Source organism: Streptomyces rhizosphaerihabitans, from assembly GCF_025399795.1.
GTDB lineage: Bacteria > Actinomycetota > Actinomycetes > Streptomycetales > Streptomycetaceae > Streptomyces > Streptomyces rhizosphaerihabitans.
On the sequence record NZ_JAODTZ010000008.1, the window covers coordinates 217,006 to 236,508 of the forward strand.

Consider the following 19,503-nt stretch of genomic DNA (forward strand, 5'->3'; position numbering starts at 1 on the left):
GAGTATGGGAATGAACGGGAGTGAACAGCCCTGGATCATGCTCTGAGCAGCACGAACAGACCTCGAAAGCGAGTGTGGCGTAACCGTCACCGCGGAGGCGCCGTTCACCGCCCCAGCCCAGGTTGGGTTCAGCACTACAGCCCACCCCCTCAGATGATTCCGCCCATACCGACCGCCCGCATCGACGGGTGCGGGCCGTCGCCGTTCCTGCGGAGTCGTAGACAGGAATCCCTATCAAGACATTGAAACGCCAAGATCTGTGCACTTTCACGTACGGGGCCCGCCAGTCACTGCCAAAGTGTTGCGATGCAGATGAGCGAGACGTACGCCGAATCCATCGCCGTAGTGCTGCCTGTGATCTTGCTGGCGGCTGTCGTTGAGATGCGGGCCTTCGAGCAGCAGACACGCACCTGGTGGGCGGAAATCACTGCGCCCTTCATCGAAGCTGTCAGAACTGTCCCCGGTGGCGGCAAGTGGACCGATGACGCCCGCGCGGAGGTCAGGAGCCATATCGAACGCGTAGCGAGGGACGACGTACGCTTCGCTAACGTCCGAGTGCTATCCGCCTTCATGGGCGGCAAGTTCATCGCGACGATGTTGGTCGGAATCTGGTGGTGTGTTACGGCTGGCTTGATGGTCGTCACCGAGATCCGCATGGTGTGGTGGCTTGGACAGCCAGAACCATCTGCCAGTCCCGATCTTGCTGCCCTCGGCATTGTGGCCACCGGCGCTGGAATGGCGATGCTGGTCGTAGCTCCTGTCGTCAGGACTCTGGCCCTGCAAGTGATTCCGTTTCGGGTGTCCACGATGTGGCAGTTGTGGCAAGAGTCCCGCAGGCTGGCTGCTGAGATCGGCAATGGCGCCAGTGAAGCTGGCTCCGCGGACCCTGCCCCCCAGGCTGTTGAGGCCGGGGACACCCCAGAGCCCGTTTCTGACATCAACCGCTGACATCAACAGAAGCGCACAACCGCGCACGGCGGCGTCCGTCTCTCGATGGACGAGCTTGGGGGTCAAAGGTTCGCGACGACCGTGCACGCGCCTACGGATCAGAAGGTTGCAGGTTCGAATCCTGCCGAGTGCACATAAGCAAGAGGCCCCGGAGAAATCCGGGGCCTCTTGCGTTTTCCGGGGTCCCCTTCCCGGCCGGCATCGGTGCCGTGGGCGTTCCGGCTGGTCGGCGGGTTTGTCAGTGGAGGGCTCTACTGTCGTTGTGTGCGGCAGGCGTGGACGTGTTCGGGGTTGCGGTGGTCGGGGGACGGACCCGTGCTGGTGTGGGGCGGGGGGCGGGGGAGTCCGCTGGTTCCGGGGCGGCGGGTCGCGTTCGGCGTTGTGGACGGGAGTGCGCGGACGTGCGTCGGGGCGCGGGGGCACGCGTGTCCCGTGCGGGCCGTCGTGTCGCCGCGCGGTACGGGCGCGCGGTGCGAGGAGTGCGCGCGGCTGGACCGGGCGCACTCCGTGGCCGCCGACACGCTGGCCGATGATCCGCGGCCGTACAACGTGTATCTCGCGTGGTTCGGGCCCGGCCTGGTGAAGGTGGGGATCACACGGGTCGAACGGGGTTCCGCGCGTCTTCTGGAGCAGGGCGCCGTCACCTTCAGCCGGCTGGGGCAGGGGCCGTTGATGGCGGCGCGCCGCGCCGAGGAATTGCTGCGGGCCGCGCTCAAGGTGCCGGACCGGATTCCGTACGCCGACAAGCGGGCGGTGCGGGCGGCGCTGCCGGGGCCCGAGGAACGCGTCGCCGAGATCCGGGAGCTGCACGCGCGCGTCGGGGATCTGGACGGCTGGCCGGAGTCGCTCCGGCGCGCCCCCTTCGAACCCGTCGACCACACGGAGGTGTTCGGACTCGCCGGACTTCCGCCCGCGCGGGGGGTCGTGCGCGAACTGGTCGCGGGAGGCTCGATCGACGGTGAGCTGTGCGGTGCCGCGGGTCCCGATCTCCATCTCCGCACAGGGAGCGGAGTCGTCGTTCTCGACACCCGGCTGATGACGGGCTGGGACCTGACCGGCGTCGGGGACGGGGACAGGGGTGGGAACGGGGGTTCTGGAATCACCTTTCCCGTACGGGAGACGCGGGCGGCGGACGCCGGTGTTCAGGACGGGCTCTTCTGAGCGGGGCCGGGTGAGGGGGACGAAGGTGAGGCCGATCCGGCTGAGGGGGTGGACCGTGGGCTCGCATGGTCAAGACTTCGATCCCTTTCGGATCCCGTTCGGAAAGTTGCTGGACGACGGGGGACGCCCGGAAGGAGAGTGTCGGACATGAGCGATCACCCTCACGCGCCTGTCGCAGCCCATGAGCCGCCCTACTACGTCGCCGTGTTCACCTCCGTACGGATGGAGGACGACGCCGGGTACGGGGAGACCGCCGAGCGGATGGAAGAGCTGGTGCAGCAGATCCCGGGCTACCTGGGGATGGATCACGCGCGGACGCCGGGCGGACTGGCCATCACCGTCGGGTACTTCCGGGACGAGGACGCCATCAACGAGTGGAGTGCGCATGCCGAGCACCGGGCAGCACAGCGGCGCGGCCGGGCCGAGTGGTACGAGCGGTACACCCTGCACATCGCCAAGGTCGAGCGGAGCCACGGGTACGAGCGTGCCCGCGACTGAGCGGGAGGGCACGGGCGGCGCCGGGGAAACGCGTGACGGGGTGCGGAGCCGGGCGCCCCGGGAGGCGCGGGGCGAGGAGGCCATGGTGGTGCCGGGCGAGGGAGCCGTGGTGGTGCCGGGCGACGGAGCCGTGGTGGTGCGGGACGAAGCACGGGAAGTGCGGGGCTTCTGGGAGGGGCTCGGGCTGCCCGGACTCGTCGACGTCCACACGCACTTCATGCCCGAGCGGGTGCTGCGCAAGGTCTGGGACTACTTCGACGGGCTCGGTGAGCTCACCGGCGGCGTCGAGTGGCCGATCACCTATCGCGCGGACGAGGACGAACGGCTGGCGCTGATCCGGGAGTTCGGGGTACGAACCTTCACCGCGATGCTCTACCCGCACAAGGCCGGCATGGCCGAGTGGCTCAACTCCTGGGCCGTCGACTTCGCCCGCAGGACCCCGGACTGCCTGCACACCTCCACCCTCTTCCCCGAGCCGGGCGTCGAGCGGTACGTGCGCGAGGCGGTGGAGGCGGGGACGCGTGTCTTCAAAGCGCATATACAGGTGGGGGCGTACGACCCGGGGGACGAACTCCTGGATCCGGCCTGGGGGTTGCTCGCCGAGGCGGGTATCCCTGTCGTGATCCACTGCGGATCGGGGCCCTCGCCCGGCAAGCACACCGGGCCGGGACCGGTCGCGGCCGTCCTCGGACGGCATCCCCGACTGCGGTTCGTCTTCGCGCACATGGGGATGCCCGAGTACGAGGATTTCCTCGGCCTCGCCGAGCACTACGACGAGGTGCGGCTCGACACGACCATGGCGTTCACCGACTTCAGCGAGCGGCTCGCGCCGTTCCCGAGCGAACTGCTGCCCCGGCTCGCGGACCTCGGGGACCGGGTGCTCCTCGGCACCGACTTCCCGAACATCCCGTACCCGTACGTCCACCAGTTGCGCGCGCTGGAACGGCTCGGGCTGGGAGACGACTGGCTGCGGGCGGTCTGCTACGAGAACGGCGCACGTCTCTTCGGCCGGGAAGGCAGCGAAGGCCGCGGCTGACGTCGGCGGGCCGGCGTCGGCGGGGGACGGGAGCGGGGCGGGCGCAGGAGGAGGGCGCGGGCGCCGGGCCTCTGCCCGGGAGCCGCGTGATCTTCCCAGGAGTTCCCTGAGAGGCACCTGTGTGTTTCTCAGGGGATTCACAGGTTGCGGAAAGGATGCTCTCAGCGGCGCCCACCAAGGTGTCCGCTATGACCACGACCTCGCCCCAGGGGCGCACCGAACTGCTGAGGCCGGACGGGAGCCCCGTCCGGGTGCTTGTGGTGGACGACGAGTTGTCGATCACCGAGCTGCTGTCCATGGCCCTTCGCTACGAGGGCTGGCAGATCCGCAGCGCGGGTGACGGGACGGGCGCGGTGCAGACCGCGCGCGAGTTCCGGCCCGACGCCGTCGTTCTCGACATGATGCTGCCGGACATGGACGGGCTGACAGTGCTCGGCCGGCTCCGCCGGGAGCTGCCCGACGTCCCGGTGCTGTTCCTGACGGCGAAGGACGCGGTCGAGGACCGGATCGCCGGCCTCACCGCCGGTGGCGACGACTACGTCACCAAGCCGTTCAGCCTGGAGGAGGTCGTGGCCCGGCTGCGCGGTCTCATCCGGCGTTCGGGCGCGGCCGACCGGCGGTCCGAGTCCGTGCTGGTCGTCGGGGACCTCACCCTGGACGAGGACAGTCACGAGGTGTCGCGGGGCGGTGACAACATCCACCTCACGGCGACCGAGTTCGAGCTGCTGCGCTTCCTGATGCGCAATCCGCGCCGGGTGCTCAGCAAGGCACAGATACTCGACCGTGTGTGGTCGTACGACTTCGGTGGGCAGGCCAATGTGGTCGAGCTCTACATCTCGTATCTGCGGCGCAAGATCGACGCCGGGCGCGAGCCGATGATCCACACCCGGCGTGGGGCCGGGTATCTGATCAAGCCCGCCGTCTCATGAGCGGACGACGACGGCCGCGAGCGCAGAAGAGGCGAGGACGACAGCCGCGCACCCTGCGGACGCGGCTCGTCGTCTCGGCGGTCGCGCTCATCGCCGTGGTCTGCGCCGTGATCGGCACGGTGACGACCATCGCGCTGCGCCAGCATCTGTACGCGCAGCTGAAATCGCAGATCACCGACGCCGGCCAGCGGCTCTCGGGTCCCAACCCGCGGGGCGCGAACCCGGGCGACGGAGGCAAGGATCCCGGCACCTCGAACGGCGGCGGTTCGGCGGGCTCCGCCGACAGCTCCTCCAGCGGCGACCGGCTCCACGCCTTTGTCACCATGGGTCCGACCCAGACGAAGACCATAGCGGCCGAGGTCGGCACCGACGGCGGAATCGACAACGCGGTCGTCTCAGCGGACGGGTCCAGCGACAGCGACGTATTCCCGCGAAATCGGGCGGTCCCGCTCACCACCGCGCAGAAGGCCGGGCTGGCCTCCGTGGCCCAGGACCGCAAGGCGCACACCGTGGACATCCCCGACCTGGGCCAGTACTACGTCATGTATATGACCGGTCCTCACGGCAGCTACTACATCGCCCTGCCCACCGAGTCGGTCGACAACACGATCAACAACTTCATCCTCATCGAGGCGAGCATCACCGGCGCCGGTCTCATCGCCGCCACCATCGCGGGCAGCGTGATCGTCGGCCTCGCCCTGCGCCCCTTGCGCAAGGTCGCCGCCACCGCCACCCGTGTCTCCGAACTCCCTCTGCACACCGGGGAGGTCACGCTCTACGAGCGGGTCTCCGAGTCCGAGTCCGATCCGCACACCGAGGTCGGGCAGGTCGGGGCGGCCCTGAACCGCATGCTCGACCACATTCACGGCGCGCTGCACGCGCGGCAGCAGAGCGAGATGCGCGTCCGGCAGTTCGTCGCGGACGCCAGTCATGAGCTGCGGACGCCGCTGGCCTCCATCCGCGGGTACGCGGAGCTGACCAGACGAGGCAGGGAGGAGACCGGGCCCGACACCCGGCACGCCCTCGGGCGGATCGAGTCCGAGGCCAGCCGGATGACGGGGCTGGTGGAGGACCTGCTGCTGCTCGCGCGGCTCGACGCCGGGCGCCCGTTGCAGTACGAGCAGACCGACCTCGTGCCCTTGGTGATCGACGCCGTGAGCGACGCACGGGCTGCCGGGCGTGCTCACAACTGGCGGCTCGAACTGCCCGAGGAGCCCGCGCTGGTGTCGGCGGACGCCGCGCGCCTGCAACAGGTCATGGTCAATCTCTTCGCGAACGCCCGCACGCACACCCCACCGGGGACGACCGTCACCGCACGGGTGCACCGGCACGGGCCATGGCTGTGCGTGGACGTCCAGGACGACGGACCCGGTATTCCGGCCGATCTGCTGCCCCGCGTCTTCGAGCGGTTCGCGCGAGGCGACTCGTCGCGCTCGCGCTCCTCCGGCTCGACCGGTCTCGGGCTCGCCATCGTGCAGGCCGTCGCGGCCGCGCACGGCGGTGCGGTGACCGTGGACAGCGTTCCCGGCAGGACCGTGTTCACCCTGCATCTGCCCGCGCTCGCGCTCGAAACATCGTGGCAACCGCACTCACAGGCACAGCACAGCGCCACCACATGGGTGCAACAGGGCGCTTGACGAGAGTCGTTCCCATGCGAACCGACTCTTCTCCCGGCAATCTGCCGGCGCGGGAGCACCTCCCGGCCACAGACGCCGGTACGCCTGTTCTGGACGTAGTGATCCCCGTCTACAACGAGGAGAAGGACCTCCAGCCATGTGTGCTCAGACTGCACGAGCACCTCAAGCGCACGTTCCCGTACGCGTTCCGCATCACGGTGGCGGACAACGCGTCCACGGACACCACTCCCCTGGTGGCGGCGCGGCTGGCGGCCCGGATCCCGGAGGTCACGTCCTTCCGGCTGGAGCAGAAAGGCCGCGGCCGGGCGCTGCGGACCGTGTGGTCGGCGTCCGACGCACCGGTCCTCGCGTACATGGACGTGGACCTGTCCACCGATCTGAACGCGCTGCTGCCGCTGGTGGCCCCGCTGATCTCCGGTCACTCGGACCTGGCGATCGGCTCCCGGCTGTCCCGCTCCTCGCGTGTGGTGCGCGGTGCCAAGCGGGAGTTCATCAGCCGCACGTACAACCTGATCCTGCGCGGTTCGCTGCAGGCCCGCTTCTCGGACGCGCAGTGCGGCTTCAAGGCGATCCGGCGTGATGTGGCCCAGGTACTGCTGCCCCTGATCGAGGACACCGGCTGGTTCTTCGACACCGAGATGCTGGTGCTGGCCGAGCGGGCCGGACTGCGCATCCACGAGGTGCCGGTCGACTGGGTCGACGACCCGGACTCGACCGTCCACATCGTGAAGACCGCGACGGACGACATCAAGGGGGTGTGGCGGGTGGGACGGGCTCTCGCCACCGGCTCGCTGTCGCTCGACCGGCTCGCGCGGCCCTTCGGGGACGACCCGCGCGACCGCGAACTGACCGACGTACCCAAGGGCCTGGCCCGCCAGCTCGTCGGCTTCTGCGTCGTGGGCGGCCTGTCCACACTCTTCTACCTGCTGCTCTACAGCGGCTTCCGCTCCTTCTCCGGGTCCCAGGTCGCCAACGCGCTCGCGCTGCTGGTGTCGGCGGTCGCCAACACGGCCGCCAACCGGCGCCTGACCTTCGGCGTACGCGGCCGGGGCGGCGCCGTCCGGCACCAGGCGCAGGGCCTGGTCGTCTTCGGCATCGGCCTCGCCCTGACCAGCGGCTCCCTCGCCGCCCTGAACGCGGGGACGAGTGAACCCGCGCACTCCACCGAGCTGGCGGTGCTCATCGCCGCCAACCTCGCGGCGACCGTGCTGCGCTTCCTGCTCTTCCGCGCCTGGGTCTTCCCCGACCGGCCGGGCGAGGCACCGTCGTCCCCCGTGGTGGCCTCGCACCAGCCGGCCACGCCGGTCCACCGGACGGCCGGACGGCAGGGCGTGGACGCGTACCCGCCACTGCCGCAGCGCCCGGCGGAGCCCTCGTCCCCGTACGACACGGACCGGTTCCGCGCCGATGAGGCCGCGGACCGCTCCTGGCGGGATTCGACCATGCAGTTGCAGGCGGTGCGCCCGCACGATCACGATCCGAGGAACCCGCGATGACGACGCAGCCCGACACGAGCGCCGGTGCCGGTACCGGTATGAGCACCCGTACGAGCACCGACAGCAGCGCCGATACGAGTACGAGCCGCGGCCCCGGTCAGGGCTGGGGGCCGCCCGCCTCGACGCCTCCCCCGGAGCAGGCCCCGCCCGCGGTCGCCCCGGGGGCCGGTGAACCGGAGCAGCCCTTCTTCCGGCGGGCCTGGAGAGGCCGGCCGGAGGACCCGCGCTGGGCGCGCCCCGCCTTCCTCGGTCTGCTGCTCGCGACCGCGGTGCTGTACCTGTACGACCTGAGCGCCTCCGGGTACGCCAACTCCTTCTACTCCGCGGCCGTACAGGCCGGCAGCCAGAGCTGGAAGGCCTTCTTCTTCGGCTCGCTCGACTCGGCCAACGCCATCACCGTCGACAAGCCCCCGGCCTCGCTGTGGCCGATGGCCCTGTCGGTACGGATCTTCGGTCTCAGCTCCTGGGCGATCCTCGTCCCCGAGGTGCTCATGGGTGTGGCCACGGTCGGGGTCCTGTACGCGGCCCTGCGCCGCCGGTTCAGCCCTGCGGCCGGTCTGATCGCGGGGGCGGTGTTCGCGCTCACCCCCGTCGCCGCGCTGATGTTCCGGTTCAACAACCCGGACGCGATGCTCGCGCTGCTCATGACAGTCACGGTCTACTGCGTGATCCGCGGTCTGGAGGACGGCCGCACGAAGTGGCTTCTCTGGGCGGGCGGCGCGGTCGGCCTCGCCTTCCTCGCCAAGACGCTCCAGGCCTTCCTGATCCTGCCGCCGCTGGCCGTGCTGTACGCGGTCTGCGCGCCGGTGGCGGTGCGGAAGCGGTTCACGCAGCTGGGCCTCTCGGCGGTCGCGACGGCCGTCGCCGGCGGCTGGTGGGTCGCGATCGTCGAACTGTGGCCGGCGTCCTCCCGCCCGTACATCGGCGGCTCGCAGAACAACTCCTTCCTGGAGCTGACCTTCGGCTACAACGGCCTCGGCCGCATCAACGGCGACGAGACCGGAAGTGTCGGCGGTGGCGGTGGTGGCGGCACCGGGATGTGGGGCGAGACCGGCTGGAACCGGATGTTCAACTCCGAGATCGGCAGCCAGATCTCGTGGCTGCTGCCGGCGGCCCTGATCCTGCTGGTGGCCGGCCTCGTCCTCACCCGGAAGGCGAAGCGGACCGACCTGGCCCGCGGCTCCTTCCTCGCCTGGGGCGGCGCGCTGCTGATGACCACGCTGGTCTTCAGCTACATGGCCGGCATCTTCCACCAGTACTACACGGTGGCCCTGGCCCCCTACATCGCCGCCGTGGTCGGCATGGGCGCGACGATGCTGTGGGAGGAGCGGGGCAAGGTGTGGGCGTCGCTCGTCCTCGCCGGTTCGGTCACCGCGGCCGCGGTCTGGGGGTATGTCCTCCTCAACCGCACCTCCGACTACCTGCCGTGGCTCAAGTGGCTGGTCCTCGTCGGCGGTCTGGCCGGCGCGCTCGGCCTGATCTTCGCGGGCAGGCTGGGCAGGCGACTCGCCCTCGGGGCGGTCGGGCTGAGCTTCGTGGCCTCGGTCGCGGGTCCGGCGGCGTACACGCTCTCCACGGTGAACACGGGGCACACCGGCTCCATCGTGACGGCCGGTCCGGCCGGGGCGAGCATGATGGGCGGCCGGGGCGGCGGTCCCGGTGCCGGCGGTGGCATGCGGGGCGGGTTCCCCGGCGGCGGCCAGAACCAGCAGAACGGCAACGGCAACGGCACTACGCAGAACGGGCAGCAGGGCGGCGGCATGGGCCAGCCCCCGACGGGCGGCACCGGTGGCTTCCCCGGCCAGAACCAGCAGGGCAACGGCACCCCCCAGGGCCAGAACCAGCAGGGTGGCATGCCCGGCGGCGGTATGGGTGGTGGCATGGGAGGCGGTGGCGGTGCCGGCGGACTGCTCAACGGCGCGACGGTCGGCTCCGCGGCCAAGACGCTGCTGTCGAAGAACGCGGGGGACTACACCTGGGCGGCCGCCGCGGTCGGTTCCCAGAACTCCGCGAGCTACCAACTGGCCACCGGCAAGCCGGTGATGGCGATCGGCGGCTTCAACGGCACCGACCCGTCCCCGACCCTGGCCCAGTTCAAGAAGTACGTGACGGACGGCAAGATCCACTACTTCATCTCGAGCGGCGGCGCGGGCGGCGGAATGGGTGGTGGCATGGACGGCGGCGGAAGCTCCGGCACCACGTCCAGCTCCTCGCGGATCAGCTCGTGGGTGACGGCCAACTTCAAGAAGGTGACGGCTGGTTCGGCCACCTTCTACGACCTGACGCAGCCGACGAGCGGCAGCTGACCGGCAGTCGGCCGAGGGTTCTGTGGACGGGCGGTGGCCCGGAGCTTTTCGCTCCGGGCCACCGCCCTTTCGCAGTGGCTGTTTCGGACGGAGTCCGAGCCGTGTCCGTGGAGTGCCCGCTTAGCATCATCGAGGAGGGTGGACCGGGGAGTTCCGGGACGCTCGGTGGTTCGAGTTCCGAGGAAGGTGCGCCATGGTGAGGGCAGCCGACAGGGCGAAACGACCGACGCGGACCAGTGTCTGGCTGGAAGGAAAGGCACCCCGTGGCGGGTCCGCCCGGGGCGGTGGCCAGCCGTCCGGGCTCGACCGGGAGCGGATCACCGGGGTCACGGTGCGGTTGCTGGACGCGGAGGGTCTGGCGAAGTTCTCCATGCGGCGGCTGGCGGCGGAGCTGAACGTCACGGCGATGTCCGTGTACTGGTACGTCGACACCAAGGACGATCTGCTGGAGCTCGCGCTCGACGCCGTTTTCGGTGAACTGGAGCTGCCGGAAGCCGAGTCGGAGGAGGGCTGGCGGGATCAGCTGCGGGCGCTGGCCGTCGGGTACCGGGCGCTGCTGGTGCGCCACCCGTGGGTGTCGACGCTGATCGGGAACTTCCTGAACATCGGGCCGTGTTCCACGGAGTTCTCGCTGCGCGTACAGGAGGTGATCCGGAACACGCGGATGCCGGCGCACGGCCAGATGGGGGCGATGTCGGCGGTGTTCCAGTTCGTGTACGGGTTCGGGACGATCGAGGGGCACTTCGTGCAGCGGTGCGCCGCGGCGGGGATTTCGCAGGACGAGTACTTCCGGCAGGCCATGAGCAGCATCAGCGAACAGCCGGAGTTCGCCGCGCACTTCGAGGGCGCGGCGGATCTCATGGAGGCGCGGGGTGGGGACACCGTGTCGGAGATGCGGGAGCGGGACTTCGGGTTCGCGCTGGAGCTGCTGATCGCGGGGATCGAGGCGATGGTGGCACGGGGCTGAGCCCGCGCCGCGCTCGCGCTTGCTTCTGCCGGGAAGATTCAGCCCCTCCGGCGTTCGAGGAGCCGGGGTCCGGGGCGCAGCCCCAGGACGGGACGGGTAGGGGCGGAGGGGGCGAAGAAAAGGGGTTGGACCGGCCGGGCGGGGTCCCGCTAGTCCTGGGGGGCCAGGTGGGCCGGGAAGCCGCCGGTTGCCACCGGGCCCCAGCGGGCGGGGGTGACGCGGATGATCGACTTGCCCTGCTTGCGCATCGCTTCGCGGTACTCGTCCCAGTCGGGGTGCTCACCGGCGATGTTCCGGTAGTACTCGACGAGGGGCTCGACGGAGTCGGGGGAGTCGAGGACCTCGGCGGTGCCGTCGATCTGGACCCAGGGCCCGTTCCACTCGTCGCTGAGGACGATGAGGCTGACCCGTTCGTCCCGCCGGGCGTTGCGGGTCTTGGCGCGCTCGGGGTACGTCGAGACGACGATGCGGCCCGAGTCGTCGACACCGCAGGTCAGCGGGGAGCCCTGGGGACCGCCGTCGGCGCGGCGGGTGAGCAGGACGGCCCGGTGGCGGGGGCGTACGAAGTCCAGCAACTCGTCGAGGGAGACAGAGGTGTTCGTCGCGATGTTGGGTGCCATGCGATCAGCCTAAGGGCTGTCCTGTAATCCCCGGTGGATCAGCGCGCGGCGTCAGATGCTGGGGGCCCCTCCCACGCCTTTCGGGCTGTGGGGGAGCATCGCAAGGCGGAGGGTCGTCCTCATACTGGGCGTATTCGGGCGATCCGACAACGCGGCGTGGGGGTCCCCCCTGCTCGAAGAGCTTGGGGGAGTGCCGTAGCTGTCGTCGTGCGCCCGCCGGGGATTACGGGACAGCCCTTAAGGCCGGGTACGGCTCGGTCGCCCGCGGGCCGGGCCGGTGGGCGGCACCCGACCCCATCGGAGCAGCTAAAGTGCTCTTCGTCCTGTGCTCGCAGTCAGGAATGTGCTGCGGAGCTCTCCTGCGCATGGCCGTTTGGCCGTGCATGCCGAAGAGGTTCGTGGTGGCTGCGTACGAGTTTTCTGAATTGCCCCGCTATGCAACGGGTTTTGAGCTGGCCGAAAGCCTCACGGTCGTCGCTCGGCAGCTGCACGAGACATCGAGTCCCGAGGCCACCCTGCGCACCGCCGTCCGGCTGGCTGTGCACATCCTGCCGGGCGCCGAGCACGCCGGGATCTCCGTCATCGAGCACAAGGCCCAACGGCAGTCCCTGGCCTGGACGGACGAGGTCGTGCGCAGTGCCGACGCGCTGAACGCGGGCCGCGAGCATCACCCGTACTGGAGCCGGCTGTGGACGGCGCCGGTGGCCCGGATCGAGGACAGCGCCTCGGCGGACGGGGACGGGGACCGCGCGCTGTCAGGGCTTGGGCTGAGGTCCGTGCTGTCGCTGCGGTTGCGGGCCGACCGGCGCCGGCTGACCGTCCTGACGGCGTACGCGAGGGAGCCCCGTGTCTTCGACGAGTCCGCCACCCGGATAGGCCGGCTGTTCACCGCGCACGTCGGCATCGCGCTGGACTCGGCGACCCTGCGCGAACAGCTCACCGAGGCGATGCGCACCCGGGATCTGATCGGACAGGCCACCGGCATCCTCATGGAGCGGCTCGACATCGACGCGTCCGAGGCCTTCGCCAGCCTCGTACGGACCTCCCAGCGGGAGAACGTCAAGCTCCGTGACCTGGCCCGACGGATCGTGGACGCCGGCGAGAGCGAGTAGCCGGGTGAGGCGTGCTCACGCTGCCGGCAGCGACTCCCCCTGTACCGCCTGGATGTCCAGTTCCACCTTCAAGGTCGTACCGATGGCGGAGATACCCGCCTGGACGACCTGGTTGTAGTGCAGGGCGAAGTCCTCGCGGTGGAGTTCCGCGGTCGCGCGGAACGCGGCGCGGGTGCCGCCCCAGGGGTCGGCGCCGGTGCCGAGGTAGGCCAGGTCCAGGTCGACGGGACGTACGACACCGTGCAGGGTGAGATCGCCGTGCACGGTCCACCGGTCGGGGCCGGCCGGTGTCAGGTCCGTGGAGCGGTAGGTGAGCAGCGGGTACTTCTCCACGTCCAGGAAGTCCGGTGACCTCAGATGTCCGTCGCGCATGCCGTTGCCGGTGTCGATGGAGACGGCCGTGATCGTCGCCTCCACACGGGACTTGGCCACCTCGTCGGGGGCGATCTCGATACGGCCCGCGAAGTCCGTGAAGCGGCCGTGCACGCTGGAGATGCCCAGGTGCTGGGCGACCACGCCGATCGAGGAGTGCGCCGGGTCGATGGTCCACGGTCCGGGCGGGGGCAGCTCGGTGCCGCCCCGGCGGGCCAGTGTCACCTGGCCGACCTCGGCACGGCCGGCCGCCGTGACGATCGCGCCGGCCGCGGTGGGCGCGTACCCGAGCGCGGTCACGATCACCGTGTAGGCGCCCGGCGCGAGGTTCGTGGTGTCGTGCACGGCTCCGTCGGTGTCCGCCTCGGCCCGCAGCACCTGCGCGCCGGTCGAGTCGGTCACCGTGACGACCGCGTGCGACACGGCCCAGCCGTCCCGCGTACGGATCTTCGCGGTCAGTCCCATGGCAGTTACTCCTTGCGATGAAGCAAATGAAACCGGCCCGTGGGGGGCGCGCCTCCGCTCAGAGCGCGCGCACCCCACGGGCCGGGGCTCGGACTACTCGCCGGGGTGGGCGAGTTCGATGTGGTGGTCGTCCACGCCACCGCCGCCGACGGTCAGCGCGGTCGCCACCGGCGGATAGCCCGCCGCGATGACGGTGTACTCGCCGCCGTCCAGATCGGTGAAGGCGTACGCGCCGTCGCCGCCGGTCCTGGCCGTGCCGACCACGTTGCCGGCCGCGTCCACCAGCGTCACGCGGGCGTCCGACAGGGGGCCGTGGGGCGCCCGTACGACACCCTGGAGCTGCGCACCCGCGTCGAGGTCGACCTCGATCCGGGTGACCCCGGTGCCGCCGACCTCGACGGGCAGGGCCCGCGGCCGGTGGCCCGCGGCGTTCACCGCGACCGTCACGACGCCGGGCACCAGTTCGGCGAAGGCGAACTCGCCCTGCTCACCGGTGGTTCCGGAAGCCAGCACATCACCGCGGACGTCGGTCACGACGACCATCGCGTCCTTGACCGGGGTGGCGCCCTCGGCGGCCCGGACGACACCGCTCAGCCCGCTGGTGCCGCTCAGCAGGATGTCGTAGGCGAGCGGCTCGTCGTTCACGACGATCGTCGAGGCCTGCGGCTGGAAGCCGTCGGCGGAGGCGATCAGGACGTAGGAGCCCACACCGGGCGCGTCCACCGCGTAGGAGCCGTCGGCCTGCGCGACCGAGCGGCCGAGCTGCCGTCCCGCGGGTGAGATCAGCGTGATCGCGGCCTGCGGCACGGGCGCGCTCTCGGCGCCCCGGACCTGACCGTGCACCCTGATCCCGCCGGACGCGGGCTGCGGGGCGCTCTCCCGTGTCGCGGTGGCGACGGCGGCGAGCCGCTGCGTGCCCTCGGGGCCCGCCTCGGTGGCGGTGACGACGGCAGGAGCGAGGGTCGCGGTGGCCGCGGCCTCGACCGCTTCGGCGACGGGAGACTCGGTGACCGGAGCCCCGGCCTGCTCCGCGGCGGCCTGGGCCATCGCGCCGGACGTCCGCAGCGGGACCTCCTTGATGAACAGCACGATGAGGAAGGCGACCAGAGCCATGCCGGCGGCGATCAGGAAGACGTCCGCGATGCCGTGGCCGTACGCGCTCTCCATCACGGTGCGCAGCGGCGCGGGCAGCTTGTCCATGTCCGGGATGCTGGAGCTGGAGTCCGAACCTGAGCCCAGGGACGCGTACTTGGGGCCGAGGTCGGTCAGCCCGTCCTGCACGTAGTGGGTGATCCGGTTGGCCATGACCGCGCCGAGCGCGGAGACCCCGATCGCACCGCCGAGGGAACGGAAGAACGTCACCGTGGAGCTCGCCGAGCCCAGGTCCGACGGCGCCACCTGGTTCTGCGTGGAGAGCACCAGGTTCTGCATCATCATGCCGACGCCGAGGCCCAGCAGCGCCATGAAGATCGCGATGTGCCAGTAGGCCGTGTCGTAGCGGATCGTGCCGAGCAGGCCGAGGCCCGCGGTGACCAGGAAGCCACCGCTGACCAGCCAGTACTTCCACCGTCCGGTCTTGGTGATCACCTGACCGGAGACCGTGGAGGAGATGAACAGGCCGCCGATCATCGGGATCGTCATGACGCCCGACATCGTCGGGGACTTGTCCCGCGCCAGCTGGAAGTACTGGCTGAAGAAGACCGTGCCGGTGAACATCGCGACACCCACGAAGAGCGAGGCGAGGGAGGAGAGGGTGATGGTGCGGTTGCGGAACAGCCGCAGCGGGATGATCGGCTCGCTCGCCCTGGACTCGACGAGGACGAACAGCAGGCCGAGGACGATCGCGCCGGCGACCATCGTGTACGTCTGCCACGAGACCCAGTCGTACTTGTCACCGGCGAAGGTGACCCAGACCAGCAGCAGCGAGACCGCGGCGGAGATGAAGAACGCGCCGCCCCAGTCGACCTTCACGTCCCGCTTCACGACGGGCAGGTGCAGGGTCTTCTGCAGCACGATCAGCGCGATGACCGCGAACGGCACACCGACGTAGAAGCACCAGCGCCAGCCGAGCCAGCTGGTGTCCGTGATGACACCGCCGAGCAGCGGGCCACCGACCGTTGCGACGGCGAACGTCGCGCCCAGGTAGCCGGAGTAACGCCCGCGCTCACGCGGGGAGATCATCGCGGCCATCACGATCTGCGCGAGGGCGGACAGACCGCCGACGCCGACGCCCTGGACCACACGGCACGCGATGAGCATGCCGGGGTTCTGGGACAGACCGGCCGCGGCCGATCCCAGCACATAGACGACGAGCGCTATCTGTACGAGCGCCTTCTTGCTGTACAGGTCGGAGAGCTTGCCCCACAGAGGCGTGGTCGCGGTCATGGCCAGCAGCGAGGCGGTGACGACCCAGGTGTAGGCGGACTGGCCGCCGCCCAGGTCGCCGATGATCTCGGGGAGCGCGTTGGTGACGATCGTCGACGACAGGATCGCGACGAACATGCCGAGCAGCAGCCCGGAGAGCGCCTCCATGATCTGCCGATGCGTCATCGGAGCGCCGCCGGCGCCTCCGTGCTTGGCGTGAGAGCCCCGCACACCGGCTGGTGTGGTCGTTGCCATGGGCTTCCTTTTCTTACGTATTTACGCGGGTGTACGGGTGGTCAGTTCTGATACGTCTGTCGCATACGGGGGAAGGTGCGCGGGCGTCCGGTGCGGGGAGCGGCAGTCGCCGAAGCTCTCGCGCAGTCGGCCCATCAGCTCGATGAGCAGTCCGACCTCGTGGTCGGACCAGTGGCTCAGCCGGTCGGCGAGCAGCCGCGACGTGCGCAGGGACAGCTCGTCGAGCTGCTCCTGGCCGGCCGCGGTGAGGCGCAGGATGCGTGAGCGCTTGTCGGCCGGGTCGGGGAACCGTTCTATCCAGCCCCGGTCGGCGACGTGCGCGACATGGCGGCTGGTCACCGACATGTCCACGGAGAGCAGCTCCGCGAGCCTGCTCATCCTCATCTCGCCGTACCGGCCGAGCAGCGTGAGCACGGCGGCGGAGCCTCCCGGACAGTCGGGCGGCAGGATCCGCCCCATGTCCCTCTTCACGGCACCGATGGCACTGAGCTGACGAGCCAATTCCTCGTACTGCGCCTGCTCGGCCATCGCACCTCCCGTATTCGTTGCTTAGGGCAACCATAAAAGCAGTTGGTTGCCGCAGGCAAACGAGTTGGGGACTTCGAGGATAAAAACTTGGCAAAGGCAAGTGTTGGCGAACGTAAACCTGCAGGTGGTGACAGGGGGTGGGGTGCTGAGAGCTGGCGGTCGGGGACGGGGACGGGGACGGGGACGGGGACGGGGACGGGGCCGGTGGAGGTGCCAGGGCCGGGCCGGGGGTGGCGGGCGCGGCCGTGGGCCCCGGGTCGGGCGTGTGGGGTCACGGGCGCCGGGCCGGGCGCGGGGTGTCGGGCGTCGGTTCCTGGTCGGCGCGAGGGCGCCCGGCCGGCCGGTGAAGTCGCGAGCCGCAGTGAAGGTGCGGAGCGAGTTGGTGCGCGGACCCATCGTGTGGTGGGCAGGCCTCTCGTGGGGGTGCGCGGACCCATCGTGTGGTGGGCAGGCCTCTCGTGGGGGTGCGCGGACCTGTCGTGAGGTGGTGGGCAGGTCCCTCGTGGGGGGTGTGCGGACTTGTCGTGAGGTGGTGCGCGGATCCGTCGGGGGTGGTGTGCGGACGCGTCACGATCGGCGTGAAGGGGAACCCGGCACTTGGGCAGCTCCCGCGTATTCGCTAGGGTCCGGCCTATGGCAAACACCCAGGGCCCCGAGGGCAACTACGACCCCGCGGGCAGCACCCAAATGTTCCGTGCGTTCGTCGACGAGGCCCCCCAGGGCCGGCAGCAGCAGGCGGCCGCTCCCGCGGGTCCCCGCGTGGGCCTGATCGTCGGCGTCGTTCTCGCCGTCGCGGTCGTCGCCGCGGTGGCCTGGCTCGCCCTCATGTAGGAGAGCGGGACCGCGTAGCCGAGCCGGGCCGGTTGACCCGGCGGAGGTACGCAACCCGGCAAGGGCACGTGACCCAGTAGAGACACGGCCCTACTGCCACTGGACGGACACGTCCCGCGTCTCGACGTGCATGCCCAGCGGTACCCGCCACGCGTCGACGCACACCGTCCAGGTCCTGCTCTTCTTCGCGCCGGCCGCGATCGGTGCGGGGAGGGCCTCGGTCGACGGGATCGTCGCCCAGTCGATCCCGAGCGACCCGATGATGTGCGTCCCGAACGTCACCGTGCCCGAACGCACCGCCGTACCACCGGTGTTGCTGAAAGAGACGGTCACCTTCTCGCACCACCGCCGATCGGCGGCCGCGCGCGAGGTGTCGCCGGCGCTGAGCACGGCCGGTCCGGCACTCGCCGTCGAACCGGGTGCGGTCGGTGGCGCGGAGGAATGCCCCGGACTCTCGCCCGTACGCCCGGAGTCGCCGCCGGAGGACGAAGACCCGCCGCCGTCGCCGGCCCCTGTGCCTCCCGGACCACCCGCCCCGGCCCCAGCTTCACCTTCATCGGCACCCGAGCCTCCCGAGCCGGCGGTCTGCGCCGCCGAGCCTTCCGGGTTGCCTGCGCCGTCGCTCGAGGACCCGTCCGGACCGGCGGTCGACTCGGTCTTCCCCGAGTCGGAAATCCCCTTGCTTCCACCGGCGTCGGAGCCGCCTGCGGCCGTACCGTCCAGTGGCGCGAGGGACACCTCGCCCGAAGGCGCCACCACCGCCCCCGACGCCCGCGGGGAGCCGCCGGCGGCCCCGACGGCGACGTAGCCGCCGCTTCCGCCGCTCCCGCACGAGGCCAGCGCTCCGCCCAGACACAGCACAGCCGCCGAGGCGCCCACCAGGGCACCTCGGCGACCGCGTATCGACTCGTGACGCATCGCGCCAGTGTGGCTGACGATCCGTCAATTATGAACCCCGCGTGGGACGGTCAGTCGGAGATGAGGCCTTCCCGCAGCTGGGCCAGGGTGCGGGTGAGGAGACGGGAGACGTGCATCTGAGAGATGCCGACCTCCTCGCCGATCTGCGACTGGGTCATGTTCGCGAAGAAGCGGAGCATGATGATCCGGCGCTCGCGGGGCGGCAGCTTGGCGAGCAGCGGCTTGAGCGACTCGCGGTACTCCACGCCCTCCAGTGCGGTGTCCTCGTAGCCGAGGCGGTCCGCGAGGGAGCCCTCGCCGCCGTCGTCCTCGGGTGCGGGCGAGTCGAGCGACGACGCCGTGTACGCGTTGCCGACGGCGAGGCCGTCGACCACGTCCTCCTCGGACACCCCGAGAACGGCGGCGAGTTCGGCGACCGTCGGAGAACGGTCGAGCTTCTGCGAGAGCTCGTCGCTGGCCTTGGTGAGGGCGAGCCGCAGCTCCTGGAGGCGGCGCGGGACGCGGACCGACCAGGAGGTGTCGCGGAAGAACCGCTTGATCTCGCCGACGACCGTCGGCATCGCGAAGGTCGGGAACTCGACTCCGCGCTCGCAGTCGAAGCGGTCGATCGCCTTGATCAGGCCGATGGTGCCGACCTGGACGATGTCCTCCATCGGCTCGTTGCGGGAGCGGAAGCGGGCCGCCGCGTACCGGACGAGGGGGAGGTTGAGCTCGATGAGGGTGTCCCGGACGTAGCCGTGCTCCGGGCTGTTCTCGGCGAGTGCGGCGAGCCGCAGGAAGAGGGAGCGGGACAGGGTCCGGGTGTCGATGGCGCCCGAGGACTCGGGGACCGGAACGGCTACCGGGGCCTCGGCGGCAGGGACATCGTGAAGCGCGGCGTGCGCCTCGGGCGCTGCGTCGCTCTTCGTGAGCGTGAGCACCTTCGAGCTGCCCTGATCTGCGGACATGCCACCCCCTTTGGGTCGCGGACGGTCGCGGCAGTCGCTCCCGTCGGAGGAACGCAGCCTCCACCTGAATACCGGAGGCGAGGCCGCGGCAAACGCGCTTCCGGAAGAATGTC

The 19,503-nt window shown here is 70.4% G+C and carries 17 protein-coding genes; 11 read left to right on the forward strand and 6 right to left on the reverse strand.

Translation table 11 applies throughout. The annotated features are described in order from the left end of the window. Positions 1–306 precede the first annotated feature (306 nt). The 9 genes from N4G66_RS11070 (at position 307) to N4G66_RS11110 (ending at position 10,978) form a co-directional block, all read left to right on the forward strand. Positions 307–948, forward strand: a complete 642-nt coding sequence (locus tag N4G66_RS11070) for a hypothetical protein (protein ID WP_261703840.1) — start codon at positions 307–309, stop codon at positions 946–948. Between the two features lie 264 nt (positions 949–1,212). Continuing rightward, complete coding sequence (locus N4G66_RS11075; protein WP_261703841.1) at positions 1,213–2,109, forward strand: DUF2797 domain-containing protein; 897 nt, start codon at positions 1,213–1,215, stop codon at positions 2,107–2,109. Between the two features lie 147 nt (positions 2,110–2,256). Further along, a complete protein-coding gene (locus N4G66_RS11080) occupies positions 2,257–2,607 on the forward strand; it encodes an antibiotic biosynthesis monooxygenase family protein (RefSeq protein WP_261703842.1) in 351 nt (116 codons plus the stop codon). A gap of 82 nt (positions 2,608–2,689) precedes the next feature. Continuing rightward, a complete protein-coding gene (locus N4G66_RS11085; protein WP_261703882.1) occupies positions 2,690–3,643 on the forward strand; it encodes an amidohydrolase family protein in 954 nt (317 codons plus the stop codon). 188 nt (positions 3,644–3,831) lie between these two features. Beyond that, entirely contained in the window at positions 3,832–4,572 is a 741-nt protein-coding gene (locus tag N4G66_RS11090) for a response regulator transcription factor (RefSeq protein ID WP_261703843.1), read from the forward strand. Continuing rightward, the gene (locus N4G66_RS11095; RefSeq protein WP_261703844.1) at positions 4,569–6,209 is read left to right on the forward strand and encodes a sensor histidine kinase; all 1,641 of its coding nucleotides are present in this window, start codon (positions 4,569–4,571) and stop codon (positions 6,207–6,209) included. The genes N4G66_RS11090 and N4G66_RS11095 overlap by 4 nt, the downstream gene beginning before the upstream one ends. A 14-nt stretch (positions 6,210–6,223) precedes the next feature. Beyond that, positions 6,224–7,705, forward strand: coding sequence for a bifunctional glycosyltransferase family 2/GtrA family protein (locus N4G66_RS11100; protein WP_261703845.1), 1,482 nt, complete (start codon positions 6,224–6,226; stop codon positions 7,703–7,705). Next, complete coding sequence (locus tag N4G66_RS11105) at positions 7,702–10,011, forward strand: ArnT family glycosyltransferase (RefSeq protein ID WP_261703846.1); 2,310 nt, start codon at positions 7,702–7,704, stop codon at positions 10,009–10,011. The genes N4G66_RS11100 and N4G66_RS11105 overlap by 4 nt, the downstream gene beginning before the upstream one ends. 193 nt (positions 10,012–10,204) lie before the next feature. Beyond that, positions 10,205–10,978, forward strand: coding sequence for a TetR/AcrR family transcriptional regulator (locus tag N4G66_RS11110; RefSeq protein WP_261703847.1), 774 nt, complete (start codon positions 10,205–10,207; stop codon positions 10,976–10,978). Positions 10,979–11,127: 149 nt separating this feature from the next. Here the strand turns inward: N4G66_RS11110 and N4G66_RS11115 are convergent, their stop codons facing one another. Continuing rightward, positions 11,128–11,598, reverse strand: a complete 471-nt coding sequence (locus N4G66_RS11115; RefSeq protein ID WP_261703848.1) for a PPOX class F420-dependent oxidoreductase — start codon at positions 11,596–11,598, stop codon at positions 11,128–11,130. 383 nt (positions 11,599–11,981) lie between these two features. Between N4G66_RS11115 and N4G66_RS11120 the strand changes: the two genes are divergently transcribed. Next, positions 11,982–12,710, forward strand: a complete 729-nt coding sequence (locus tag N4G66_RS11120; protein WP_261703883.1) for an ANTAR domain-containing protein — start codon at positions 11,982–11,984, stop codon at positions 12,708–12,710. Positions 12,711–12,725: 15 nt separating this feature from the next. On the opposite strand, the gene N4G66_RS11125 is transcribed toward N4G66_RS11120, so the two are convergent. The 3 genes from N4G66_RS11125 to N4G66_RS11135 form a co-directional block, all read right to left on the reverse strand. After that, entirely contained in the window at positions 12,726–13,547 is an 822-nt protein-coding gene (locus N4G66_RS11125; RefSeq protein ID WP_261703849.1) for a YceI family protein, read from the reverse strand. Positions 13,548–13,640: 93 nt separating this feature from the next. Continuing rightward, positions 13,641–16,166: an MFS transporter gene (locus N4G66_RS11130; RefSeq protein ID WP_261703850.1), complete on the reverse strand. Its 2,526-nt coding sequence runs from the start codon at positions 16,164–16,166 to the stop codon at positions 13,641–13,643. A gap of 21 nt (positions 16,167–16,187) precedes the next feature. After that, on the reverse strand, positions 16,188–16,694 hold the full coding sequence (locus N4G66_RS11135) for a MarR family winged helix-turn-helix transcriptional regulator (RefSeq protein WP_261703851.1): 507 nt from the start codon (positions 16,692–16,694) through the stop codon (positions 16,188–16,190). Between the two features lie 633 nt (positions 16,695–17,327). Here N4G66_RS11135 and N4G66_RS11140 point away from each other — a divergent pair. Continuing rightward, positions 17,328–17,525, forward strand: coding sequence for a hypothetical protein (locus N4G66_RS11140; protein ID WP_261703852.1), 198 nt, complete (start codon positions 17,328–17,330; stop codon positions 17,523–17,525). Positions 17,526–17,615: 90 nt separating this feature from the next. Here N4G66_RS11140 and N4G66_RS11145 read toward each other — a convergent pair whose 3' ends face one another. Together N4G66_RS11145 and N4G66_RS11150 are read right to left on the reverse strand one after the other, a co-directional pair. After that, positions 17,616–18,443 (reverse strand): hypothetical protein, encoded by an 828-nt coding sequence (locus tag N4G66_RS11145; RefSeq protein ID WP_261703853.1) that lies wholly within the window; start codon positions 18,441–18,443, stop codon positions 17,616–17,618. Between the two features lie 50 nt (positions 18,444–18,493). After that, a complete protein-coding gene (locus tag N4G66_RS11150; RefSeq protein WP_261703854.1) occupies positions 18,494–19,390 on the reverse strand; it encodes an RNA polymerase sigma factor SigF in 897 nt (298 codons plus the stop codon). Positions 19,391–19,503: the final 113 nt, after the last annotated feature.

Bases quoted from the DNA above. Each gene is read 5' to 3' on its own strand.
- N4G66_RS11070 (WP_261703840.1), top strand. From the start codon at position 307: ATGCAGATGAGCGAGACGTACGCCGAATCCATCGCCGTAGTGCTGCCT.
- N4G66_RS11150 (WP_261703854.1), bottom strand. From the start codon at position 19,390: ATGTCCGCAGATCAGGGCAGCTCGAAGGTGCTCACGCTCACGAAGAGC.
- N4G66_RS11110 (WP_261703847.1), top strand. From the start codon at position 10,205: ATGGTGAGGGCAGCCGACAGGGCGAAACGACCGACGCGGACCAGTGTC.
- N4G66_RS11140 (WP_261703852.1), top strand. From the start codon at position 17,328: ATGGCAAACACCCAGGGCCCCGAGGGCAACTACGACCCCGCGGGCAGC.
- N4G66_RS11135 (WP_261703851.1), bottom strand. From the start codon at position 16,694: ATGGCCGAGCAGGCGCAGTACGAGGAATTGGCTCGTCAGCTCAGTGCC.
- N4G66_RS11080 (WP_261703842.1), top strand. From the start codon at position 2,257: ATGAGCGATCACCCTCACGCGCCTGTCGCAGCCCATGAGCCGCCCTAC.
- N4G66_RS11125 (WP_261703849.1), bottom strand. From the start codon at position 13,547: ATGGGACTGACCGCGAAGATCCGTACGCGGGACGGCTGGGCCGTGTCG.
- N4G66_RS11105 (WP_261703846.1), top strand. From the start codon at position 7,702: ATGACGACGCAGCCCGACACGAGCGCCGGTGCCGGTACCGGTATGAGC.
- N4G66_RS11115 (WP_261703848.1), bottom strand. From the start codon at position 11,598: ATGGCACCCAACATCGCGACGAACACCTCTGTCTCCCTCGACGAGTTG.
- N4G66_RS11100 (WP_261703845.1), top strand. From the start codon at position 6,224: ATGCGAACCGACTCTTCTCCCGGCAATCTGCCGGCGCGGGAGCACCTC.
- N4G66_RS11120 (WP_261703883.1), top strand. From the start codon at position 11,982: ATGCCGAAGAGGTTCGTGGTGGCTGCGTACGAGTTTTCTGAATTGCCC.
- N4G66_RS11095 (WP_261703844.1), top strand. From the start codon at position 4,569: ATGAGCGGACGACGACGGCCGCGAGCGCAGAAGAGGCGAGGACGACAG.
- N4G66_RS11145 (WP_261703853.1), bottom strand. From the start codon at position 18,443: ATGCGTCACGAGTCGATACGCGGTCGCCGAGGTGCCCTGGTGGGCGCC.
- N4G66_RS11130 (WP_261703850.1), bottom strand. From the start codon at position 16,166: ATGGCAACGACCACACCAGCCGGTGTGCGGGGCTCTCACGCCAAGCAC.
- N4G66_RS11085 (WP_261703882.1), top strand. From the start codon at position 2,690: ATGGTGGTGCCGGGCGAGGGAGCCGTGGTGGTGCCGGGCGACGGAGCC.
- N4G66_RS11090 (WP_261703843.1), top strand. From the start codon at position 3,832: ATGACCACGACCTCGCCCCAGGGGCGCACCGAACTGCTGAGGCCGGAC.